Origin of the sequence: Pseudarthrobacter albicanus, assembly GCF_018224015.1 — a bacterium.
GTDB classification, from domain to species: Bacteria; Actinomycetota; Actinomycetes; order Actinomycetales; family Micrococcaceae; genus Arthrobacter; species Arthrobacter albicanus.
This window is the reverse complement of record NZ_JAGPOT010000118.1, coordinates 1-16,793: the sequence shown is the minus strand read 5'-3', so window position 1 is coordinate 16,793 and position 16,793 is coordinate 1. Positions and strand designations below refer to the sequence as shown.

The following is a 16,793-nucleotide window of genomic DNA, read 5'->3' as shown; positions in this document are numbered from 1 at the left end:
ATGTCCTCTTCCGGTACGGAAATTTTGACTGTGGTAAGCCAATTTTCCCCCAAAAGACGGGCATTTCGTGTTTAAAACGCCGGACCCGATCCCAATCTCATCGGTGGATCAAGGCTTAGCAAGAGGCGGCCACGTCTGCGGATGTGGCCGCCTCTTTGCGTCTGATTCCGGGATCGGCCCGATGCCGGCGTCGTTGTTACCAGAAGTGCTTGCTACCAGAAGTGGGCGACGTCGATCACGAGGCGTGTACCTGTATCGGGGCCGGCCAGGGTGAACACCCGGAACGGCAACCGTGCCCGGACCCCGAGCCCCAGGCTCGTGTAGCCCTCGAAACTGCCTGCCCACGCCACCTGCCGGAAGGTCTGGTAGCCGGTCACGGTGCTCAGTTCGTTCTTGTCCGCCGGGTTATAGGTGGGCTTGCCGCTGTCGTCGTAGGCGGGCGCATTGACAGTGACGTGGAGGAACGCCTGGCCCCGCAACGGGATCGGTGCCCCGGAGCCGTCCTGCCCCACTTCCTTGACATAGCCGACGGTGTAGCCGGCCACTGCTCCGTTGAGGTCAATGACCAGCCGGTCGAAGCAGTAGTGCTGCCCGGTCCTGACGTTGACCACCTTCGCCTGGCTCATGGCGGGATCCGCCTTGACCAGCGACCCCCAGACCAGCCCGCAGTAGGAGTCCGCGACGGCGGGGCCGGGAGCCAGCAGGCCCAGACCGGCGGCCATCAGAATGGCGACAAGCCACACCTGGATCTTTTTCAACTCGGCTACCCCCTCAAAGGATCAGACAGTTCAAGCGTACGAGCGCCCGGGTCTGCGTGCGAGAGCTTCGCCGGCTTCGGCACCCAACCGTTAGCCTGGGCCGCGCCGGGTCACAAAACGGCGAAGCGCCGGCACCCGTGCGGGTCCGGCGCGTCGCGATGCCCGCTGCTACACGCTGTGGAGTTAATGGCGTGCGCCGGCGGGTCCTAGCCTTCGCAATCGCGGCAGTACTTCAGGCCGTTCTTTTCACGGGCCACCTGTGACCGGTGGCGGACCAGGAAGCAGGAGGAACAGATGAATTCATCGGACTGTTGGGGAACGACGACGACGGTCAGTTCTTCGCCGGACAGATCCGCGCCGGGAAGGTCGATTCCCTCGGCGGTGTCGTTCTCCTCGACGTCAATGACAGCAGTCTGCGCGCCGCCGCCACGGGAAGCCTGCAGGGCCTCCAGTGATTCAGCCGGAGATTCTTCTTCTGTCTTGCGTGGGGCGTCGTAATCGGTAGCCATGGCGGGGTTCACTTTCGTTGCTGCGCAGCGCCATTTCAGGCGTGTCAGTGAAGCAGTTTAGGTCATTATGCACGCAGTTGGGGGATATGGGACAAAACTGCACCGCGCGCGGGCCCGGCGCCGGGACCCGCGGCACCGCCCAGCACCTGTCCGGTCCGCGCCGCGGGGATAATTGAAGCCGCGCGCCGGCCACCGGGCCAGGTGCGCAGCCGGGGGAAGGATAGCGAATGGGCGAGGACAGCCAGCCACCGACAAGGCTCTGGACACGGAACTTTGTCCTCGCGATCGTTACCAATTTCTTCATCGCGATGGTGTTTTACCTGCTGATGACCTCGATGGCGCTCTACGCCGTGGAACGTTTCCAGGCCTCGGACAGCGCGGCCGGGTTCGCCGCGAGTGCCTTCATCGCTGGTTCCGTGGTCGCTCGCCTCTTCGCCGGGCGGCTGCTCGACACCCTCGGCCGGCGCCGCGTCCTTCTGGCCAGCCTCGCCGTGTTCGTCATCGCGTCGCTGCTCTACCTGCAGGCGAACACGCTGGGCCTGCTGCTGGCATTACGCGCCGTCCACGGGGTGGCCTTTGGTGCCGGGAACACGGCGATCGCGGCTGCGGTCCAGGCCCTGATCCCGCCCGCGCGGCGGAGCGAGGGCACCGGGTACTTCGGTCTGTCCGCCACGCTCGCCACGGCCGTGGGGCCGTCGCTGGCCATCCAGCTCTCTCCTCGAATGGAGGGTACGAGGGCATCTTCTTCTTCTGTGCCGCCTGCCAAGGCCCGGGGAATGTCCGACTCCGCGGGGATCTTCTTCCTGCTCTATGCCGCAGCGGTGTTGGCCTCGAGGTTCTTCGTCGGACGGATCCAGGACCGCCGGGGCGACAACAGCGTCATGTATCCGACGCTGGCATTCTTCGCCCTCGGCCTCGCCATGCTGGCGCTCGAACCGAGCGTCTGGAGCATCGGGCTGGCCGGGATCCTGGTTGGTTTCGGCTTCGGGGCACTGTTGCCGTGTGCCCAGACGATTGCAGTCACCGCGGTGCCGGCAGCGCGCATGGGCACCGGTATTTCCACGTTTTACCTCATGCTCGACGCCGGGACGGGGCTGGGTCCCGTGGTCCTCGGTGCGCTCGTCCCCGTGCTGGGCTACGCCGGGATGTACGGCGCCCTGAGCCTGCTGATGTGTGCTGCGGTTCTGCTGTACTTCCTGGTCCACGGGCGCAGGCAGCGCGGCCCGCGGAGGGCGTAGGCGGGCGCATGTACCGGACTTCGCAGGGCGCCGGCGGAATGGGTAAACGTATCCCGGCCGTTCCGGCCTACTTGTAGATGGCTGCGGCCAGGCGCTTCATGCCAGGCCAGACATCGTCGCCGTTCACGAGGGCGCAGTGCTTCCGGATGCTCTCCACCATGCCTTGGGCGAACCCGGACACGAGGCTCCCGGCAGGTTGCTCCGTCACCGCTTCCTCGAGCGCCGACGGAGTTGAGGAGATGATTCCCGAGCCCACCCGCACACTTGCTCTCGGTCCAGTCCCGTTTTGTCGGCCAGTAGTTCCCAGTGGCTGCGACGGATCGCCCGGATCCGGTACTCCCCGCCGATGTGCATCGGCAGGCGCACCGGCTTGGCATCGGGCCCGGTCGTGGCATACGGCAGGTACGAGGCGACGTCGTACAACGGCGCCAGCCTGACCGTGCCTTCGGACAGGATCAGGGAGTAGTTCTTGGCGTGCGCATCCGTCCCCCAGATGGCCCACTGGTAGGCAAGGGCACGGACAAACGCCTCAGCGACCCATCACGGAGAACACGGACTTCGCCGGTTTCGACATACACCAGGTCGTGGGCCAGTTCATCATCCCGCCATCGGCCATAATGCTGGTCGTGATGGCGTTGATAGCCAATCTGGGTGTGAAGTGTCGGCCTGGCTGCTGCTGGCCGTCGTGGTTCAGGTTGCCCTTGCCTTTGCGTCCTTCGCGGTACCCGGCCTCGGAATCCTGCATGGAATCGTCGCGTTTGCGGTTCTGGGTCTGGCCGAAATCGCCGCCAGTTCCGTCAGCGGACGGCCGGCTCCCACCCGTGCACAGGCGGGCTCCGCACTCTGAAAACGTTTGCTGCCTCCAGCATCGTCCCTTTTACAGTCCGAAGCCCAGAGCGTGCGCAATGTACGCACCCCTTTCTGACACATTCCAAGCAACTCACAGCGACTGCCGCGCTCCCCTATAAGGAGGCGGCAGCACTGTGTTCTGCCAAAAGTATTCCGAACCGGACATTCAGGGCGCCTCAGGGACCCCCTGGCCGCCGCGTTTGACCAGCCCGGTTTCGTAGGCCAGGACCACGGCGCGGATCCGGTCGCGCAGGCCGAGTTTGGCCAGAATGTGCACGACATGGGTTTTGACGGTCGTCTCGGAGACGTAGAGGCGCGCTGCGATTTCGGCGTTCGAGAGTCCGTGACCGACTTCCGTTAATACCTGAAGCTCGCGGTCCGTTAGGGCTGCGAGGAGATCCGGCTGGCGGCCGGGCAGCGGTCCGCTGACAAACGCTTCGATCAGGCGCCGGGTCACGGCCGAAGCCAGGAAGGTGTCTCCTGCGGCAACCGCGCGTACGGCAAACGCCAGCTGGTCGCTGGGCGCGTCCTTGAGCAGGAAGCCGCTGGCACCGGCGCGGATCGAGTCGTAGAGGTACTCGTCCATGTCGAAGGTCGTGAGCACCAGCACGTGGGAGTTTCCGCCGGCGGTGATGCGGCGTGTGGCCTCGATTCCGTCCATCCCGGGCATCCTGACGTCCATTAGGACGACGTCCGGGTGCAGGTCGGCGCACATCCGCACGGCCGCCGTGCCCTCGGCCGCCTGTCCGATGACCTCAATGTCCGGTTCGGCATCGAGAATCATGGCGAAGCCGCCGCGGACCAGCGATTGGTCGTCCACGACCACAACGCGTATGTTCCCCGGGTTCACGTATCCGTCCATCCCGGCAGGGTGGCGTGGATCCGGAATCCTCCCGCGGGCAGGGGCCCGTAGCTCAGGGAGCCGCCGTGGCTGCTGACGCGCTCCTGCATGCCGATCAGGCCCAGCCCACCGCCTGTTCGGGCGGGCGGTTGGACGCGCGGACCGTCGTTTGTGGCGTCTATCTCGAGTGCCCCGTGCGAATAGGCCAGGTGCAGCCGGGCGGTATCGGTGCCGGCGTGTCTGAGTACGTTGGTCAGTGCCTCCTGGATCACGCGGTATCCTGTCAGGCTCGTGCCGGACGGCAGAGCCGTCGCAGGCCCCGTTTCGGTGACCGTGACGTGCAGGCCGGCCGTCTCCAGCCGTTCCAGCAGCCCGGGCAGCTCCGAGAGCCCCGGCTGCGGCGTCAGGCCGGCGGATTCATCGGCAGGCCGGAGGACCAGGAGCAGATGCCTCAGCTCAGTGAGCGCCTGGCGTCCGGATTCCTCGACGGAGGCCAGCGCCGCGGCGGACCTCTGCGCCTCGGGGGGAAGAACCTTCCGGGCCGCGGCCGTCTGGATGACCATCACGCTCACGGCATGGGCGACGACGTCGTGCAGTTCCCGGGCAATCCGGGCACGCTCTGCCACGAGTTCGGCGCGGGTCCGGGCTGCCCTGGACTCTTCAAGCTCGAATGTCGCCTGTCGCAGCTTCACGATCAGCTCAGCCCGGCTCCGCAGCGCCCGCGACACGCCCCAGACCCCGCCGAGAAGGATGCTGACCCACGCGAGGTTCTCCAGGAGATTCACGCCGGGGCCCTGCGGGGACGCCACGGATGCCGCCGCCGTGACCAGGCCCAGTCCCAGGAGGGAAGACGCCGTGGGCAGTCTTGCGGCGGCCGTCCAGACGGCCGCCATGCAGGCGTAGCCCACGACAACAAAACTCTGTACCGGCACCCCGGTGGCGGCCGCGAAGGCCAATGAGATTGTTATGCCCGCCACGGCCAGGTGCGGCCTCGTGCTGCGCCGCAACAATGACAAGGACAGCCCTGCACCGAATACTGCCGTTGCCCAGCCCGGGGTCAAACCCGGATCCAGCAGGATCTGGCCGAAGGCCATCGCGAACACAGCTCCGGCCACGGCCGTATCGAGCAATCGGGTCCGGCGTGTGGGTCCGTCGAACGGCTCCTCCCGCTTCATGCCTTGACCATACGCCGGTCCAGGGGGCGGTCAATACATCCGGGGAACGATTGATCTCGTCCACAGGGTGTACGCCGGGCAGCATCGGATACTCCAATCCGGTGCCGGATCAGTCTCCCGGCACGACGCGGCATGAGGGCGGTGGATCTACGTTGATCGGGTAGTTGTACGGACCGAGAAAAGGAAACCCCAAAATGATTCCGAACACGCTTACGTCGACAACGAGGAATCAAGCGCGTGCCGGAAGCACCGGCAGGCAGGTGGCGGCACGCGTGGAGCAGGCCACGAAAACCTACGGAAGCGGCACCGCCGCCGTCGTGGCCCTTGACGCCGTCACCGTCGATTTCAATGTCGGGAACTTTACCGCGATTATGGGCCCGTCCGGGTCCGGCAAGTCCACGCTGCTGCATTGCCTTGCCGGGCTGGATCGCCTGGCCTCGGGCCGTGCCTTTATCGGCGAGAGGGACCTGGCCGGACTTTCGGACCGGCAGCTGGCTCTGCTGCGCCGGGACCGGCTTGGCTTTATCTTCCAGGCCTTCAACCTGCTGCCTGTCTTGACGGGGCGGGAAAACATCACCCTGCCCTGCGATTTGGCCGGCCGGAAGGTCGACGGCGCGTGGTTTGAGGAGGTCATCAACCGGCTGGGCCTGGAGGACAGGCTTAGTCACCGCCCGCACGAGCTTTCCGGCGGGGAGCAGCAGCGCGTCGCGGTGGCCCGGGCACTGGTCTCCAAACCGGAGGTCGTCTTCGCCGACGAGCCCACCGGCGCCCTCGATTCCCGTACCGGGGCCCAGCTGCTGGGGTTTCTGCGCTCCGCCGTCGATGAGCTGGAGCAGACGGTCGTCATGGTCACGCACGATCCGGTCGCCGCGGCCTACGCGGACCGCGTCGTGTTTCTTACCGACGGGCGGGCGGTGGAGGAACTGCAGTCTCCCACGCGTGAGAGCGTGCTGGAAACGATGAAACGGCTCGGTGACTGATCATGTTCAGGTACGCACTGCGCGCCCTGTTGGCGCACAAGGTCAGGCTGCTGCTCACGGTCGCCGCGATCACCGTGGGCGTGGCCTTTGTCTCGGGTTCGCTGGTTTTGTCGGACACCATGGGCAGGGCCTTTGACGAACTCTTCGCCGGACTGGCCAAGGGCACCGACGTCACCGTCCGCGCCCAGTCAAATGACCCCGGTGCCAGCCTTCCCGGCCAGGTTCACCCCCTGGATGAGTCCATCGTGGAAACGGTCCGCGGAGTTTCCGGCGTGGCCTCCGCGGAGGGCTCGGTCACCGGCTTCGCACTGATCCTGGACAGGAACGGCCAGCCTATCCAGCCCGGTGGAGCGCCCACCCTGGGCGGCAGCGTGCACCGGGACCCGGCCCTGGCCCTGGCCGGTGGTTTCTCCTACCGTGCCGGACGCGCCCCCGCCGGCCCGGATGAAATGGCCCTGGATGCCGGCTCGGCCCGGAAGGCCGGATACGTCCTCGGGGACCGGGTCAGGGTGGTCTTCCCGGACGGGACCGGAGAGTTCACGGTAATGGGACTTGTGGGATTCGGTGATACGGACAGCCTGGCCGGTGCCACGCTGGCCTCGTTCGACACGGCCACCGCCCAGCGCTTGCTGGGCAAGACGGGCAAGGTCGACCAGGTGGACGTCCGGGCCGAAGCCAGCGTTGCCGCTGTGGAGTTGAGGGACCGGATTTCCCAGGTGCTGCCTCCGGGCACCCAGGCAGTGACCTCGGAGCAGGTCTCCGGTGAATCCTCGAAGACGGTAAGGGACGGCCTGGGCATCTTCACCACCGTGCTGCTCGTCTTTGCCGGCATCTCCCTGCTGGTGGGCTCCTTCGTCATCTGGAACACCTTCGCCGTCCTGGTGGCCCAGCGCAGGCGCGAGGTGGCGCTGCTGCGGGCGGTTGGGGCAACGCGCGGCCAGGTCCTCACCGGCATTATCACCGAGGCTGTCCTGGTGGGCCTGGTATCGGCAGGCTTCGGGCTGGGTGCCGGTGTTGGGGTGGCCGTGGGCCTGCGCGCACTGCTGTCCTCTCTCGGCATCGAAGTGCCCGCGACCGCGGCCGTTGTCGAGCCGCGAACCATCGTGACCGCGCTACTGGTAGGCGTGCTCATCACCGTCGTCTCCGCCCTCGTTCCGGCGGTATCGGCAACACGGGTGGCTCCCATGGAGGCGCTGCGCTCCGCCACACCGGTCAGCGGACGCATCGGTCGGGTGCGCACCGCCACCGGGGTGGTTCTGCTTGCCGCCGGAACGGCCGGCCTGACGGCCGCGGCACTGATGCAGAACCAGCTTGCCCTGACCGGGGTCGGCGCGCTGACGGCATTTGCCGGAATCGTCGTCGCCGGGCCACAGCTGGCGCGGGGAATCGCCGCGGTCACCAACAGTGGACGCCCCGGTGGCGGCTGGAGCCTTGCAAGCCGCAACATTTCACGGGTCCCGCGGCGCGCGGCCGCCACAGCCATGGCCCTGACCGTCGGGCTGGCGGTCGTCTGCGCCGTTTCCGTCACGGCGTCCTCAATCAAGGCCTCGGCCGCCGATCTGCTGCATGCCGGCAACCGGTCCGACCTGATCCTGAGATCCGTCACCAACACCAGCGGCATGAGCCCCGCTGTCGCTGACATCATCAAACGGCAGACCGGCGTCGATACAGTCGTGGAGTGGCGCTACTCCCAGGCGCGCGTCAACGGCAACGTGGGCAACGTCGTCGGGGTCCCGGCCGCAGATCTGGGCAGGGTGGTGGACCTGGGCATCGCCACCGGCTCCCTCGCGGATTTCCGCGACGGAACCATACTGCTGTCCACCTCGCAGGCCAGGGAACTCAATGCCGGTGTGGGCGACAGCATCAAGGTCACATTCCCGGAAACGGGCCAGCGCAGCTTCCAGGTGGCAGCAACGTTTGACCTCGATTCACTCGTCGGCACAGGCCAACTACTGAGCCTCAATGACTATGCAGCCAACGTCACCTCACGCCTTGACGACATGGTTATGATCAAAACCGTTTCCAGCGCCGACACCCCGGCGGTCCGGAGCCGGATCAGCCACGCTCTGGCCGGCTACCCCAACGTGCTGATCAGCGACCCCAACGAATTCGTCAGGACCGAGCAGGCCTCGATTGACCAGGCAATGGGACTGGTCACAGCATTGCTCGCCCTGTCCATCGTTGTTGCGGCACTGGGCATTATCAACACCCTCGCGCTGTCCGTGATGGAACGGACCCGGGAGATCGGGCTGATGCGGGCCGTTGGGGCCACCAGGAGACAGGTCCGCGGGGTCATCCGACGCGAGTCGCTGCTGATGTCGCTCTTCGGCGCGCTGATGGGAGTGCTGCTGGGCACAGTGGGCGGGGTTGCTCTCGCCCGATCCCTGCCCTCGGTCCCCACCCTCAGCGTCCCCATCGAAAGCCTGGCGGTCTACGTCCTGGTTGCCGCGGTCATCGGTGTTCTCGCCGCCATCGGCCCGGCCCGGCGCTCCAGCCGGGTGAACGTCCTCAAGGCGATCAGCGCCGACTGAGGGTGTTGGTCAGCTCGGCCTCCTCAGGCCGAGCTGACCAACACCGGAGCATTTGCTGTCATGGCATGAAATTAGAAGAGGTCTCTTTAGCCGCATCCTTTCACGGTTCGCCGCTGTAGACGCCCGTGAATTCGAAGAATCGCAGGTCCCCATGTCTATGCATAATATTCAGAATGATCGTATTCAGGGCTACCGGAGCGCCGACTCCGGAAGGCGTTGGGCATCTTTTTCTCTGGCATTGCTGCTAAGCATTGCATGGCCAAACTTGCCCCCTTTAGCGGCGAATCCGGCTCATGCCAGTACGGCGGCTGGGGTGGCCACCCTGGAGCCAACAAAGATGCAGCCTGCTAATCCAACCATAAAACTCCTGACAGGCTCCCCCGAACTCTGGAAGTTTCGACTTATCAACGCCCGCTGACGGACCTCCCCTGGGACTTCTTCCATGTCGCTGTCAGCCGCCAGCGGCGGCGCACCGGTCACAGCGTCCTGGACCTACATTGACGGTCTGCCAGGGCTGAACGTCCAGGTGGATTCGTGGCTGCTTAGCATCCTGGACGCCAAGACGGCCCCTCCGGGCGGCCGCTACCGACCGGCGATGGCGCTGAACACAACTCAGCTGCCAGCGTCGGGCCCCGGAACCACCCTGACGGAAGAACCCGTCGAGGTCTCCGGAACGGTGATAGTTCTCCGCGAAAACGAGCGGGACACGGCCCCGGACGGCACCAGCACTCTCAAGTCCCGCACGGTCTACGCCGACATCGGCACCGGAGAGGTCCATTCTGCGTCGGAGCTTCTTAAGCCCGACGCCCTGCCGGGAATCCTCACCCTGGCCCCTGATGCTGTCAAAGACACCGCACCTCCCTCGCCCACAGAAACGCCCACCCAGAATCTGGTCCTGGACCCCGACGGGTCCCTCGAGGTCACCACAGCCAACCCCGGGACCCAAAACCGGCCGGCCGAAGCGCAGACGGTCACCATCGGGACACGCAAGGTCGAAAATGCCCTGAACCCGTTCGGCCGCACCGTCTTGAGTCAGATCCGCACCCCGACTGTGGGCTGCCAGCGGACGTGCACATCGGGTGCCGTGGGCCTCCGGGGATCCCGCTCACGGGTAGCAGCCAGCGCCAATCATGAAGACTCTCGGGCGCCCCCCTCCGGGAAATGCACGCAGCATGGGTCAAATTGGTCAACCAACCAACGCCGGCCAAGATAGTTGGCACGGCGCCATGCTTTTTGTCACGGCGCCAACTAACTTGTCAGTTATGCCAACTAAGTCGTCAACTCACACGAATGCCCGGGCTGCCCTGAAAAGCACTTAGTTCAGCAGTCTCTCCTAGAAGTCCCAGTCGCCGTCTTGGGTCTCGACTGCGGCTGCTATTTTGTAGCTTGAGCCGCTCCCGCTGAAGAAGTCGTGGTTCTCGTCGGCGTTCGGTGACAGAGCCGACAGGATCGCCGGGCTCACGTTGGTGGTGTTCTGGGCGAACATGCCCTCGTAGCCCAGGTTGTTGAGCGCCTTGTTGGCGTTGTAGTGCAGGAACTTCTTGACATCTTCAGCCAGGCCGACACCGTCGTAGAGATCGTGCGTGTACTGGACTTCGTTCTCGTACAGCTCGAAGGTGTAGTCCTTCGCGACGCTCTTCGGAGGCCGTCTCGAGGCCCTTCTGGAACTTGTAGCCGAACGGTCAATCCAAATTGCCGTCTCTGGTCAGTTTGAAGTTGCAGCTAACAGCCCTTCATTCGTTCACGATGGGCAACGAATTCCAAATCTCCTATGAGTTCATGTTGTGCATATGAACGGATGCTGTAGGAGAACGGCGGAGTTTCAGCGGTGCACACTGCCCGCACACCCAAGGCTTGCACCCTCTGTAGATCGTCGCCGACTTCAAGTGCCCATTCGCGAATCCGGCTGACCGCTTCAAGATCGTGTTTTGCATAGACGTTGACACGCCAAGCGAGGACGGCAATAGTCACGCCCGCAAGGCCGATGAGGGCGGAAAACAAAGGCAACATGCGTATGACCGTAGCAGCGTTATTTGCAGGAACACGACCAGCGACAGTTTTGAGATAGCGGACCTCGCGGACGACGCAGGACAATTTTCTCCTACGGCGGGGTAATACCACGGAGGCTCCAGCATTAATGCATCCTTTTAGGCGAAACTTTTAGGCGAAACGATCAGACCCAGGAGAAAAGCTTCATCGGCTTGTTTCGAAGTCCGTATAAAACACCAACCGGCAGGCTTGACCGCCCCATCAGCCTGCTGCCTTCGAAGTCTTGCCGATCCAGGCCTCAACAGCGGCACGGTCATAGCGAACGACGCTATGGAGCTTCAGGGCCGTCTGCCCGATCCCGGCGGAGCGCCAGTTCCGGAGGGTCTTGGGAGCCACCTGCAGCCAGACGGCCACTTCCTCGGTAGTCAGGAGCTGCACTGTGTTGCCTTGGTCCGTTGCCGGTCCCAAGGTCTTTCTGCTTGTCTGTATGGCTTCCCTATGCAGCCCGAGAGCCGACGTGCGTAAGCCGGCTTCCTGAAAGCGTGTCGTAAGCGTGTCGTGCCAAATTTTCCGGCATGAAAAACCCCTCCATCCCGGGCAAAATCGCCGGAATGGAGGGGTTCGTGGGGCCCCCTGTCGGATTCGAACCGACGACCCCCGCTTTACAAGAGCGGTGCTCTGGCCAACTGAGCTAAGGAGGCATTCCTGTGTCACGCCGGGCGCAGTACCCCGATGAGGGGCCTGGCGCCATGACGCTAGACAAGGTTAGCCCAAGCATGCCCGGTGATAAAAACGCTGGTAAAAAAACGCCGGCGATGAACCGGGGTAACCGCGGCTGAAAACCGGACAAGCAAGCCCGGTCCCGGATGAATCCGGAACCGGGCTTGCAGTTGCCGTCTGCTGGGTGCTGCTACTTCTTGGCGTCGATGGCGGCCTGCAGGAACTGGTCGAACGGAGTCTGGGCGCTGTCTCCGATGCCCCACTGCTTGCCTTCGACAAAGACGGTGGGCGTACCCGTGACCCCGCTGACCTGGGCCTCCTGGGTGGTGTGCTTCACGTAGGGGCGGTAGGTCTTGTTATCCACGCATTGGTCGATGCTCTTGGCTCCGAGGTCGGTGGCCATCTTCTTCAGCTCCGAATCGGACAGGCCGGCGGAGCCTTCAGCGGGCTGCTTGTCATAGAGCGCATTGAAGAAGTCCGCGTACTTCTCCGGGGACTCGTTCGCCACGCACGCCGCGGCGTTGGCTGCCCGCGAGGAGTAGTTGGTGCTGGATTTGGAATCCAGGAAGCCCAGCGGGCGGTATTCCAGGGTGATCTTGCCTTCGTTGCGCAGTTTGGTCAGTCCTGTGTTGTACTGCGCCTCGAAGTTCTTGCACACCGGGCAGATGAAGTCGACGTAGAGGACGACCTTGACCGGTTTGCCGGTCTCGGCCTCGGTGCCGGGCGCGGCGACCGCTGCCGGCGGCGTGGCCGGGGCGGAGGGAAGGTCTGCCATGCTGACGGTTGCCGGGTCCGACTTGGCCACGTCGGTGTTGGCCAGCAGGGTGACGCCGCCATGGACGTTGCCGTTGGCCGGGGCGGGGCCCTCGTCGGCGATCGGGGCGTTGTTCTTGATGCCGGAGGTGACCACGAGTGCCACGATGGCAAGGATTGCCACGGCGGCCACCACGATGCCCCAGCCGATGAGCAGCTTGTTGCGCTTTTCCTTCTTCAGTTGCGCCTCGCGGATCTCCCGTGCTTTCTCGCGGGCCGCGGCAGTTCGCTCTGCCTTGGACTGTCGTGGTTCGTTTGCGGGGCTCATTGGTTCCTCGTGTCGATCGGCGTGGATGGTCCACTCAGTGGCAACTTCATCATTTTAGGGGAGAAAACTGAGAGCTTGCGCTCTCAAGTTTCTCTGCCACCCCCAAAAGGACGAAATGGGCGAATAGCACGGAAGATTCCGTCCGGCTAGGGTGGGTTGAGAGCCACGAGCGAGCCCAGGGGGCACCAATGGAAGCAACCAAACGCGCCGATCACGCGGTTTCAAACACAGCGACAGCCGCGGAGCACGACTTCATGGTGGTCTCCAACCGGTTGCCCGTGGACCGCTGCACTGCGGAGGAAAGCGGCTGCGAGGACGGCTGGCGCCGCTCCCCCGGAGGCCTCGTCACGGCCCTGGCTCCGATGATGACCAAGACCGACGGCGCCTGGGTGGGCTGGCACGGCGCACCCGATGAGACCGTCGAGCCCTTCAGCCACGGCGGCATCGACCTCGTCCCCGTCCAGCTCAGCACGCAGGACATCGAGCTGTTCTATGAGGGCTTCTCCAACGCGACCCTGTGGCCGCTGTACCACGACGTGATCGCCCCGCCGGAGTTCCACCGGACCTGGTGGGACGCCTACCGCAGGGTCAACCGGAGGTTCGCCGACGCCGTCGCGCACCATGCGGCCCCCGGCGCCACCGTCTGGGTGCAGGACTACCAGCTCCAGCTCGTCCCCAAGATGCTCCGCGATGCGCGCCCGGACCTGAGGATCGGTTTCTTCAACCACATCCCCTTCCCTCCGCCGGAGATCTTCGCCCAGCTCCCGTGGCGCCAGGCGATCATCGACGGCCTGCTCGGCGCAGACCTTGTGGGCTTCCAGCGCAGCAGCGACGCGGGGAACTTCATGCGCTCCGCCCGCCGCTTCCTGGGTGCCAGCGTCAAGCAGCAGCAGGTCCATGTAAAGGGCGGCGACGGCGCAACCACCCACATTGCCCGCGCCCAGGCGTTTCCCATCTCCATCGACGTGCAGCAGATCAGCGAGCTGGCACGCAGGCCCGAGATCATCGAGCGCGCCCGCCAGATCCGCCGCGATCTCGGGAATCCCAAGACCATCCTGCTCGGCGTCGACCGCCTCGACTACACCAAGGGCATCCGCCACCGGCTCAAGGCCTACGAGGAACTGCTGGCCGACGGCAAGGTCACCGTGGAGGACGCGGCCCTGATCCAGGTGGCCAGCCCCAGCCGGGAACGCGTGGAGCAGTACCGCCTGCTGCGCGAGGAGGTCGAGGGCACCGTCGGACACATCAACGGCACCTACGACACCATGCAGAACACCGCCGTCCGCTACCTGCACCACAGCTACCCCGTCGAGGAGATGGTGGCGCTGTACCTCGCGGCGGACGTCATGCTGGTCACCGCCCTGCGGGACGGCATGAACCTCGTGGCGAAGGAATACGTCACGGCCCGCACCAACAACGATGGCGCGCTCGTACTCAGCGAATTTGCCGGCGCAGCGGACCAGCTCAAGCAGGCACTGCTGATGAACCCGCACGACATCGACGGCCTCAAGGACACCATCATGAAGGCCGTGAACATGCAGCCGGCCGAGGCCGCGCGCCGGATGCGGGCGATGCGCAAGCAGATTCTGGACCACGACGTCGACCGCTGGTCTTCTGAGTTCCTGACCGCCCTCAACGAGAAGGTAATCCGCGATGACACGTGACGCCACCGGCGCCGACAAGTCCGCCGCCGACAACCCCGGCACGACGTCCCTTTCGCTCTCCCCCGAACTGCTGGAGGCGATCCGCCGGGTCGCCGGCACCGATCACCTGCTGGTCACGATGGATTTTGACGGCACCATGGCACCCCTCGTGGACCATGCGGAAGACTCCCGGGCCCTCCCCCGCGCGGCGGCCGCCTTCGCCGGGCTGGCCGCCCTCCCGCGGACGACGACGGCGCTCATCTCGGGTCGGGCCCTGGCCAGCCTGCGGGCGGTCGCCTTCCCGCCGGAGAACACGCTGCTGATCGGCAGCCACGGCGCGGAAGTCTGGATGGGGGCCGGCTCCGCCCCGCTCACGCTCGACGGCGCCCAGCGGGAACTGCTTGCCGGCGTCCGCCTGGTCCTCGAAGGGATCGTGGAACACGCGCCGGGCACGCTGCTGGAGGACAAGCCCGCCGGAGTCGTCCTCCATACCAGGCTCGCGGCCGACGACGTCGCCGAGGATGCGGTGGCCGCGGCCCGTGCCGTGCTGCAGGACCGCCCGGGCGTCTTCCTGAAAACCGGAAACCGCGTGCTGGAGTCTTCCGTGGTCCACGCCTCGAAGGGCGAGGGGGTCGCCTTCCTGAGGCAGGCCACCGGGGCCACGGCCGTGGTCTTCGCCGGGGACGACGTCACCGACGAGGATGCCCTGGGCAGGCTGGTCCCCGGCGACCTGGGGGTCAAGGTGGGCCTCGATTTCACCCAGGCGGAGTTCCGCGTGGAGTCCCCGGTCCAGGTCTGCGACTTCCTGGAGGCGCTGTTGCGGGAGCGGAAACGTGCCGCGGCCGGCGCAGACTAGGCCTGTGTGAGACGTTTCACCTGTGACGTTCGTAACATTTTGGCCGGAATGCCATAGACATGCCATACTCTGGTTGTGATGTGGCGCACAGTTACCGTGCGGCGTCATTGGATACTCCTCGGCTTAGGCCGGGGAGTATGCGCATGAAACGTACAATTGAACAGACAACTGAATAAAACGACCATTCACTACGGATCGTCCGGCACGTACCTGCCGGTGAAGGGATTGATAACTGTGGCTACAGTTACTTTTGATAACGCAACGCGTCTGTACCCGGGCACGGACAAGCCCGCTGTTGACAAGCTCAGCATTGATATCGCCGATGGCGAATTCCTGGTCCTCGTCGGACCCTCAGGCTGTGGAAAATCCACCTCCCTGCGCATGCTCGCAGGTCTCGAGGACGTGAACTCCGGCCGTATCCTCATTGGCGACCGCGATGTCACCGACGTCCCCCCGAAGGACCGCGACATCGCCATGGTCTTCCAGAACTACGCCCTGTACCCGCACATGACCGTCGCGGACAACATGGGCTTCGCGCTGAAGATCGCCGGCATCAGCAAGGAAGAGCGCACCGCGCGGGTCCAAGAGGCCGCCAAGCTCCTGGACCTCGAGCCGTATCTGGACCGCAAACCGAAGGCGCTCTCCGGCGGCCAGCGCCAGCGTGTCGCCATGGGCCGTGCGATCGTGCGGAACCCGCAGGTCTTCCTCATGGACGAGCCGTTGTCCAACCTGGATGCCAAGCTCCGCGTGCAGACCCGGACCCAGATCGCGTCCCTGACCCGCCGCCTGGGCGTCACGACGGTCTATGTGACCCACGACCAGGTCGAGGCGATGACCATGGGTGACCGTGTCGCGGTTCTCAAGGACGGTCTGCTGATGCAGGTCGACACCCCGCGCAACCTCTACGACAAGCCGAAGAACGTTTTCGTGGCAGGCTTCATCGGCTCCCCCGCCATGAACCTGCTCGAGCTTCCGGTGGTCGACGGCGGCGTGCAGTTCGGCGGCACCGTCTACCCCGTTCCGCGCAACATCCTCGACGAGGCGCACGGCAAGACGGTCACCGTCGGTTCCCGTCCGGAAGACCTTGAGAACGCAACCGAGGGCGAAGGGCTCCAGGTCGAGGTCGACGTCGTCGAGGAACTCGGTGCCGACGCTTACGTCTACGGCCACTCGACCCTGGACGGCAAGAGCCACGACATCGTGGCCCGCGTCGACGGCCGCCGCCCTCCGAAGAAGGGTGAGTCCATCTGGGTACGCCCCCAGTCCGGGCACGTCCACCTGTTTGACACCAAGACGGGCCTGCGCCTCGGCGACTAGTCCCCACCGGCTCCCTAACCTCGCTCCGCTTCGGCCAGGGAACCCTGCCAGCGTGGGCCCACCCACCGCGCGACTGACGGCGGCCCCCCAAGCCGGGGGCCGCCGTCGGGCTTTAACGCAGGCTGTCAATGCCGGCGGTGACGGCAGGCTGTCACTGCAGGTCTTCGGCCCCACTGCCCGGCCCCTGTGCTAGGAGAGCGCTGAACAAGGGGCAATCCGGAGATGGGATACGGCTTCCGGGCCGCTCTTCGGAGCTTTGGGCGGCCCGCTGACGGCCTGGGAATGAGAGGCCGGGGCCCGGGAATT

The 16,793-nt window shown here is 65.2% G+C and carries 17 protein-coding genes, 1 tRNA gene and 1 pseudogene; 7 read left to right on the top strand and 12 right to left on the bottom strand.

Features of this window, described 5'->3' with window-relative positions:
• Nucleotides 1–212: 212 nt before the first annotated feature.
• Together J9611_RS19805 and J9611_RS19800 are read right to left on the bottom strand one after the other, a co-directional pair.
• Nucleotides 213–758 (bottom strand): AMIN-like domain-containing (lipo)protein, encoded by a 546-nt coding sequence (locus tag J9611_RS19805; RefSeq protein ID WP_211882772.1) that lies wholly within the window; start codon nucleotides 756–758, stop codon nucleotides 213–215.
• A gap of 206 nt (nucleotides 759–964) precedes the next feature.
• Nucleotides 965–1,267, bottom strand: a complete 303-nt coding sequence (locus J9611_RS19800; RefSeq protein ID WP_211882771.1) for a DUF4193 domain-containing protein — start codon at nucleotides 1,265–1,267, stop codon at nucleotides 965–967.
• A gap of 227 nt (nucleotides 1,268–1,494) precedes the next feature.
• Here J9611_RS19800 and J9611_RS19795 point away from each other — a divergent pair, with 227 nt between their 5' ends.
• Nucleotides 1,495–2,505, top strand: a complete 1,011-nt coding sequence (locus J9611_RS19795; protein ID WP_211882770.1) for an MFS transporter — start codon at nucleotides 1,495–1,497, stop codon at nucleotides 2,503–2,505.
• Nucleotides 2,506–2,572: 67 nt separating this feature from the next.
• On the opposite strand, the gene J9611_RS19790 is transcribed toward J9611_RS19795, so the two are convergent.
• The 5 genes from J9611_RS19790 to J9611_RS19770 all read right to left on the bottom strand — a co-directional run bounded on the left by J9611_RS19790 (nucleotide 2,573) and on the right by J9611_RS19770 (nucleotide 5,370).
• Nucleotides 2,573–2,761, bottom strand: coding sequence for a hypothetical protein (locus J9611_RS19790; protein WP_211882769.1), 189 nt, complete (start codon nucleotides 2,759–2,761; stop codon nucleotides 2,573–2,575).
• Entirely contained in the window at nucleotides 2,710–3,000 is a 291-nt protein-coding gene (locus J9611_RS19785; protein ID WP_211882774.1) for a HipA domain-containing protein, read from the bottom strand. The genes J9611_RS19790 and J9611_RS19785 overlap by 52 nt, the downstream gene beginning before the upstream one ends.
• A gap of 34 nt (nucleotides 3,001–3,034) precedes the next feature.
• Nucleotides 3,035–3,250, bottom strand: coding sequence for a hypothetical protein (locus J9611_RS19780; RefSeq protein WP_211882768.1), 216 nt, complete (start codon nucleotides 3,248–3,250; stop codon nucleotides 3,035–3,037).
• A 270-nt stretch (nucleotides 3,251–3,520) separates the two neighbouring features.
• A complete protein-coding gene (locus J9611_RS19775) occupies nucleotides 3,521–4,216 on the bottom strand; it encodes a response regulator (protein ID WP_211882767.1) in 696 nt (231 codons plus the stop codon).
• Nucleotides 4,201–5,370, bottom strand: coding sequence for a sensor histidine kinase (locus tag J9611_RS19770; RefSeq protein WP_211882766.1), 1,170 nt, complete (start codon nucleotides 5,368–5,370; stop codon nucleotides 4,201–4,203). The genes J9611_RS19775 and J9611_RS19770 overlap by 16 nt, the downstream gene beginning before the upstream one ends.
• Nucleotides 5,371–5,564: 194 nt before the next feature.
• Here J9611_RS19770 and J9611_RS19765 point away from each other — a divergent pair, with 194 nt between their 5' ends.
• The 3 genes from J9611_RS19765 (at nucleotide 5,565) to J9611_RS19755 (ending at nucleotide 10,094) form a co-directional block, all read left to right on the top strand.
• Nucleotides 5,565–6,350: an ABC transporter ATP-binding protein gene (locus J9611_RS19765; protein WP_211882765.1), complete on the top strand. Its 786-nt coding sequence runs from the start codon at nucleotides 5,565–5,567 to the stop codon at nucleotides 6,348–6,350.
• A 2-nt stretch (nucleotides 6,351–6,352) separates the two neighbouring features.
• Nucleotides 6,353–8,881: an ABC transporter permease gene (locus J9611_RS19760; protein ID WP_211882764.1), complete on the top strand. Its 2,529-nt coding sequence runs from the start codon at nucleotides 6,353–6,355 to the stop codon at nucleotides 8,879–8,881.
• 442 nt (nucleotides 8,882–9,323) lie between these two features.
• On the top strand, nucleotides 9,324–10,094 hold the full coding sequence (locus tag J9611_RS19755) for a hypothetical protein (protein WP_211882763.1): 771 nt from the start codon (nucleotides 9,324–9,326) through the stop codon (nucleotides 10,092–10,094).
• Between the two features lie 120 nt (nucleotides 10,095–10,214).
• On the opposite strand, the pseudogene J9611_RS19750 reads toward J9611_RS19755, so the two are convergent.
• From J9611_RS19750 to J9611_RS19730, 5 genes and pseudogenes are all read right to left on the bottom strand, one after another.
• Nucleotides 10,215–10,557: pseudogene (locus tag J9611_RS19750) on the bottom strand (ribonucleotide-diphosphate reductase subunit beta); the annotation flags it as partial.
• Nucleotides 10,558–10,603: 46 nt separating this feature from the next.
• Nucleotides 10,604–10,891, bottom strand: a complete 288-nt coding sequence (locus J9611_RS19745; RefSeq protein WP_211882762.1) for a hypothetical protein — start codon at nucleotides 10,889–10,891, stop codon at nucleotides 10,604–10,606.
• A gap of 240 nt (nucleotides 10,892–11,131) precedes the next feature.
• Nucleotides 11,132–11,308 (bottom strand): helix-turn-helix domain-containing protein, encoded by a 177-nt coding sequence (locus tag J9611_RS19740; protein ID WP_307857163.1) that lies wholly within the window; start codon nucleotides 11,306–11,308, stop codon nucleotides 11,132–11,134.
• Nucleotides 11,309–11,494: 186 nt separating this feature from the next.
• Nucleotides 11,495–11,571: transfer RNA gene (locus J9611_RS19735), tRNA-Thr, on the bottom strand.
• A gap of 209 nt (nucleotides 11,572–11,780) precedes the next feature.
• The gene (locus J9611_RS19730; protein WP_211882761.1) at nucleotides 11,781–12,671 is read right to left on the bottom strand and encodes a DsbA family protein; all 891 of its coding nucleotides are present in this window, start codon (nucleotides 12,669–12,671) and stop codon (nucleotides 11,781–11,783) included.
• Between the two features lie 188 nt (nucleotides 12,672–12,859).
• Here J9611_RS19730 and J9611_RS19725 point away from each other — a divergent pair, with 188 nt between their 5' ends.
• The 3 genes from J9611_RS19725 to J9611_RS19715 all read left to right on the top strand — a co-directional run bounded on the left by J9611_RS19725 (nucleotide 12,860) and on the right by J9611_RS19715 (nucleotide 16,487).
• Nucleotides 12,860–14,335, top strand: coding sequence for an alpha,alpha-trehalose-phosphate synthase (UDP-forming) (locus J9611_RS19725; protein ID WP_211882760.1), 1,476 nt, complete (start codon nucleotides 12,860–12,862; stop codon nucleotides 14,333–14,335).
• Nucleotides 14,325–15,170, top strand: a complete 846-nt coding sequence (otsB, locus tag J9611_RS19720) for a trehalose-phosphatase (protein WP_211882759.1) — start codon at nucleotides 14,325–14,327, stop codon at nucleotides 15,168–15,170. Before J9611_RS19725 ends, otsB begins: the two co-directional genes overlap by 11 nt.
• A 234-nt stretch (nucleotides 15,171–15,404) precedes the next feature.
• Nucleotides 15,405–16,487, top strand: coding sequence for an ABC transporter ATP-binding protein (locus tag J9611_RS19715; RefSeq protein WP_211882758.1), 1,083 nt, complete (start codon nucleotides 15,405–15,407; stop codon nucleotides 16,485–16,487).
• Nucleotides 16,488–16,793 lie beyond the last annotated feature (306 nt).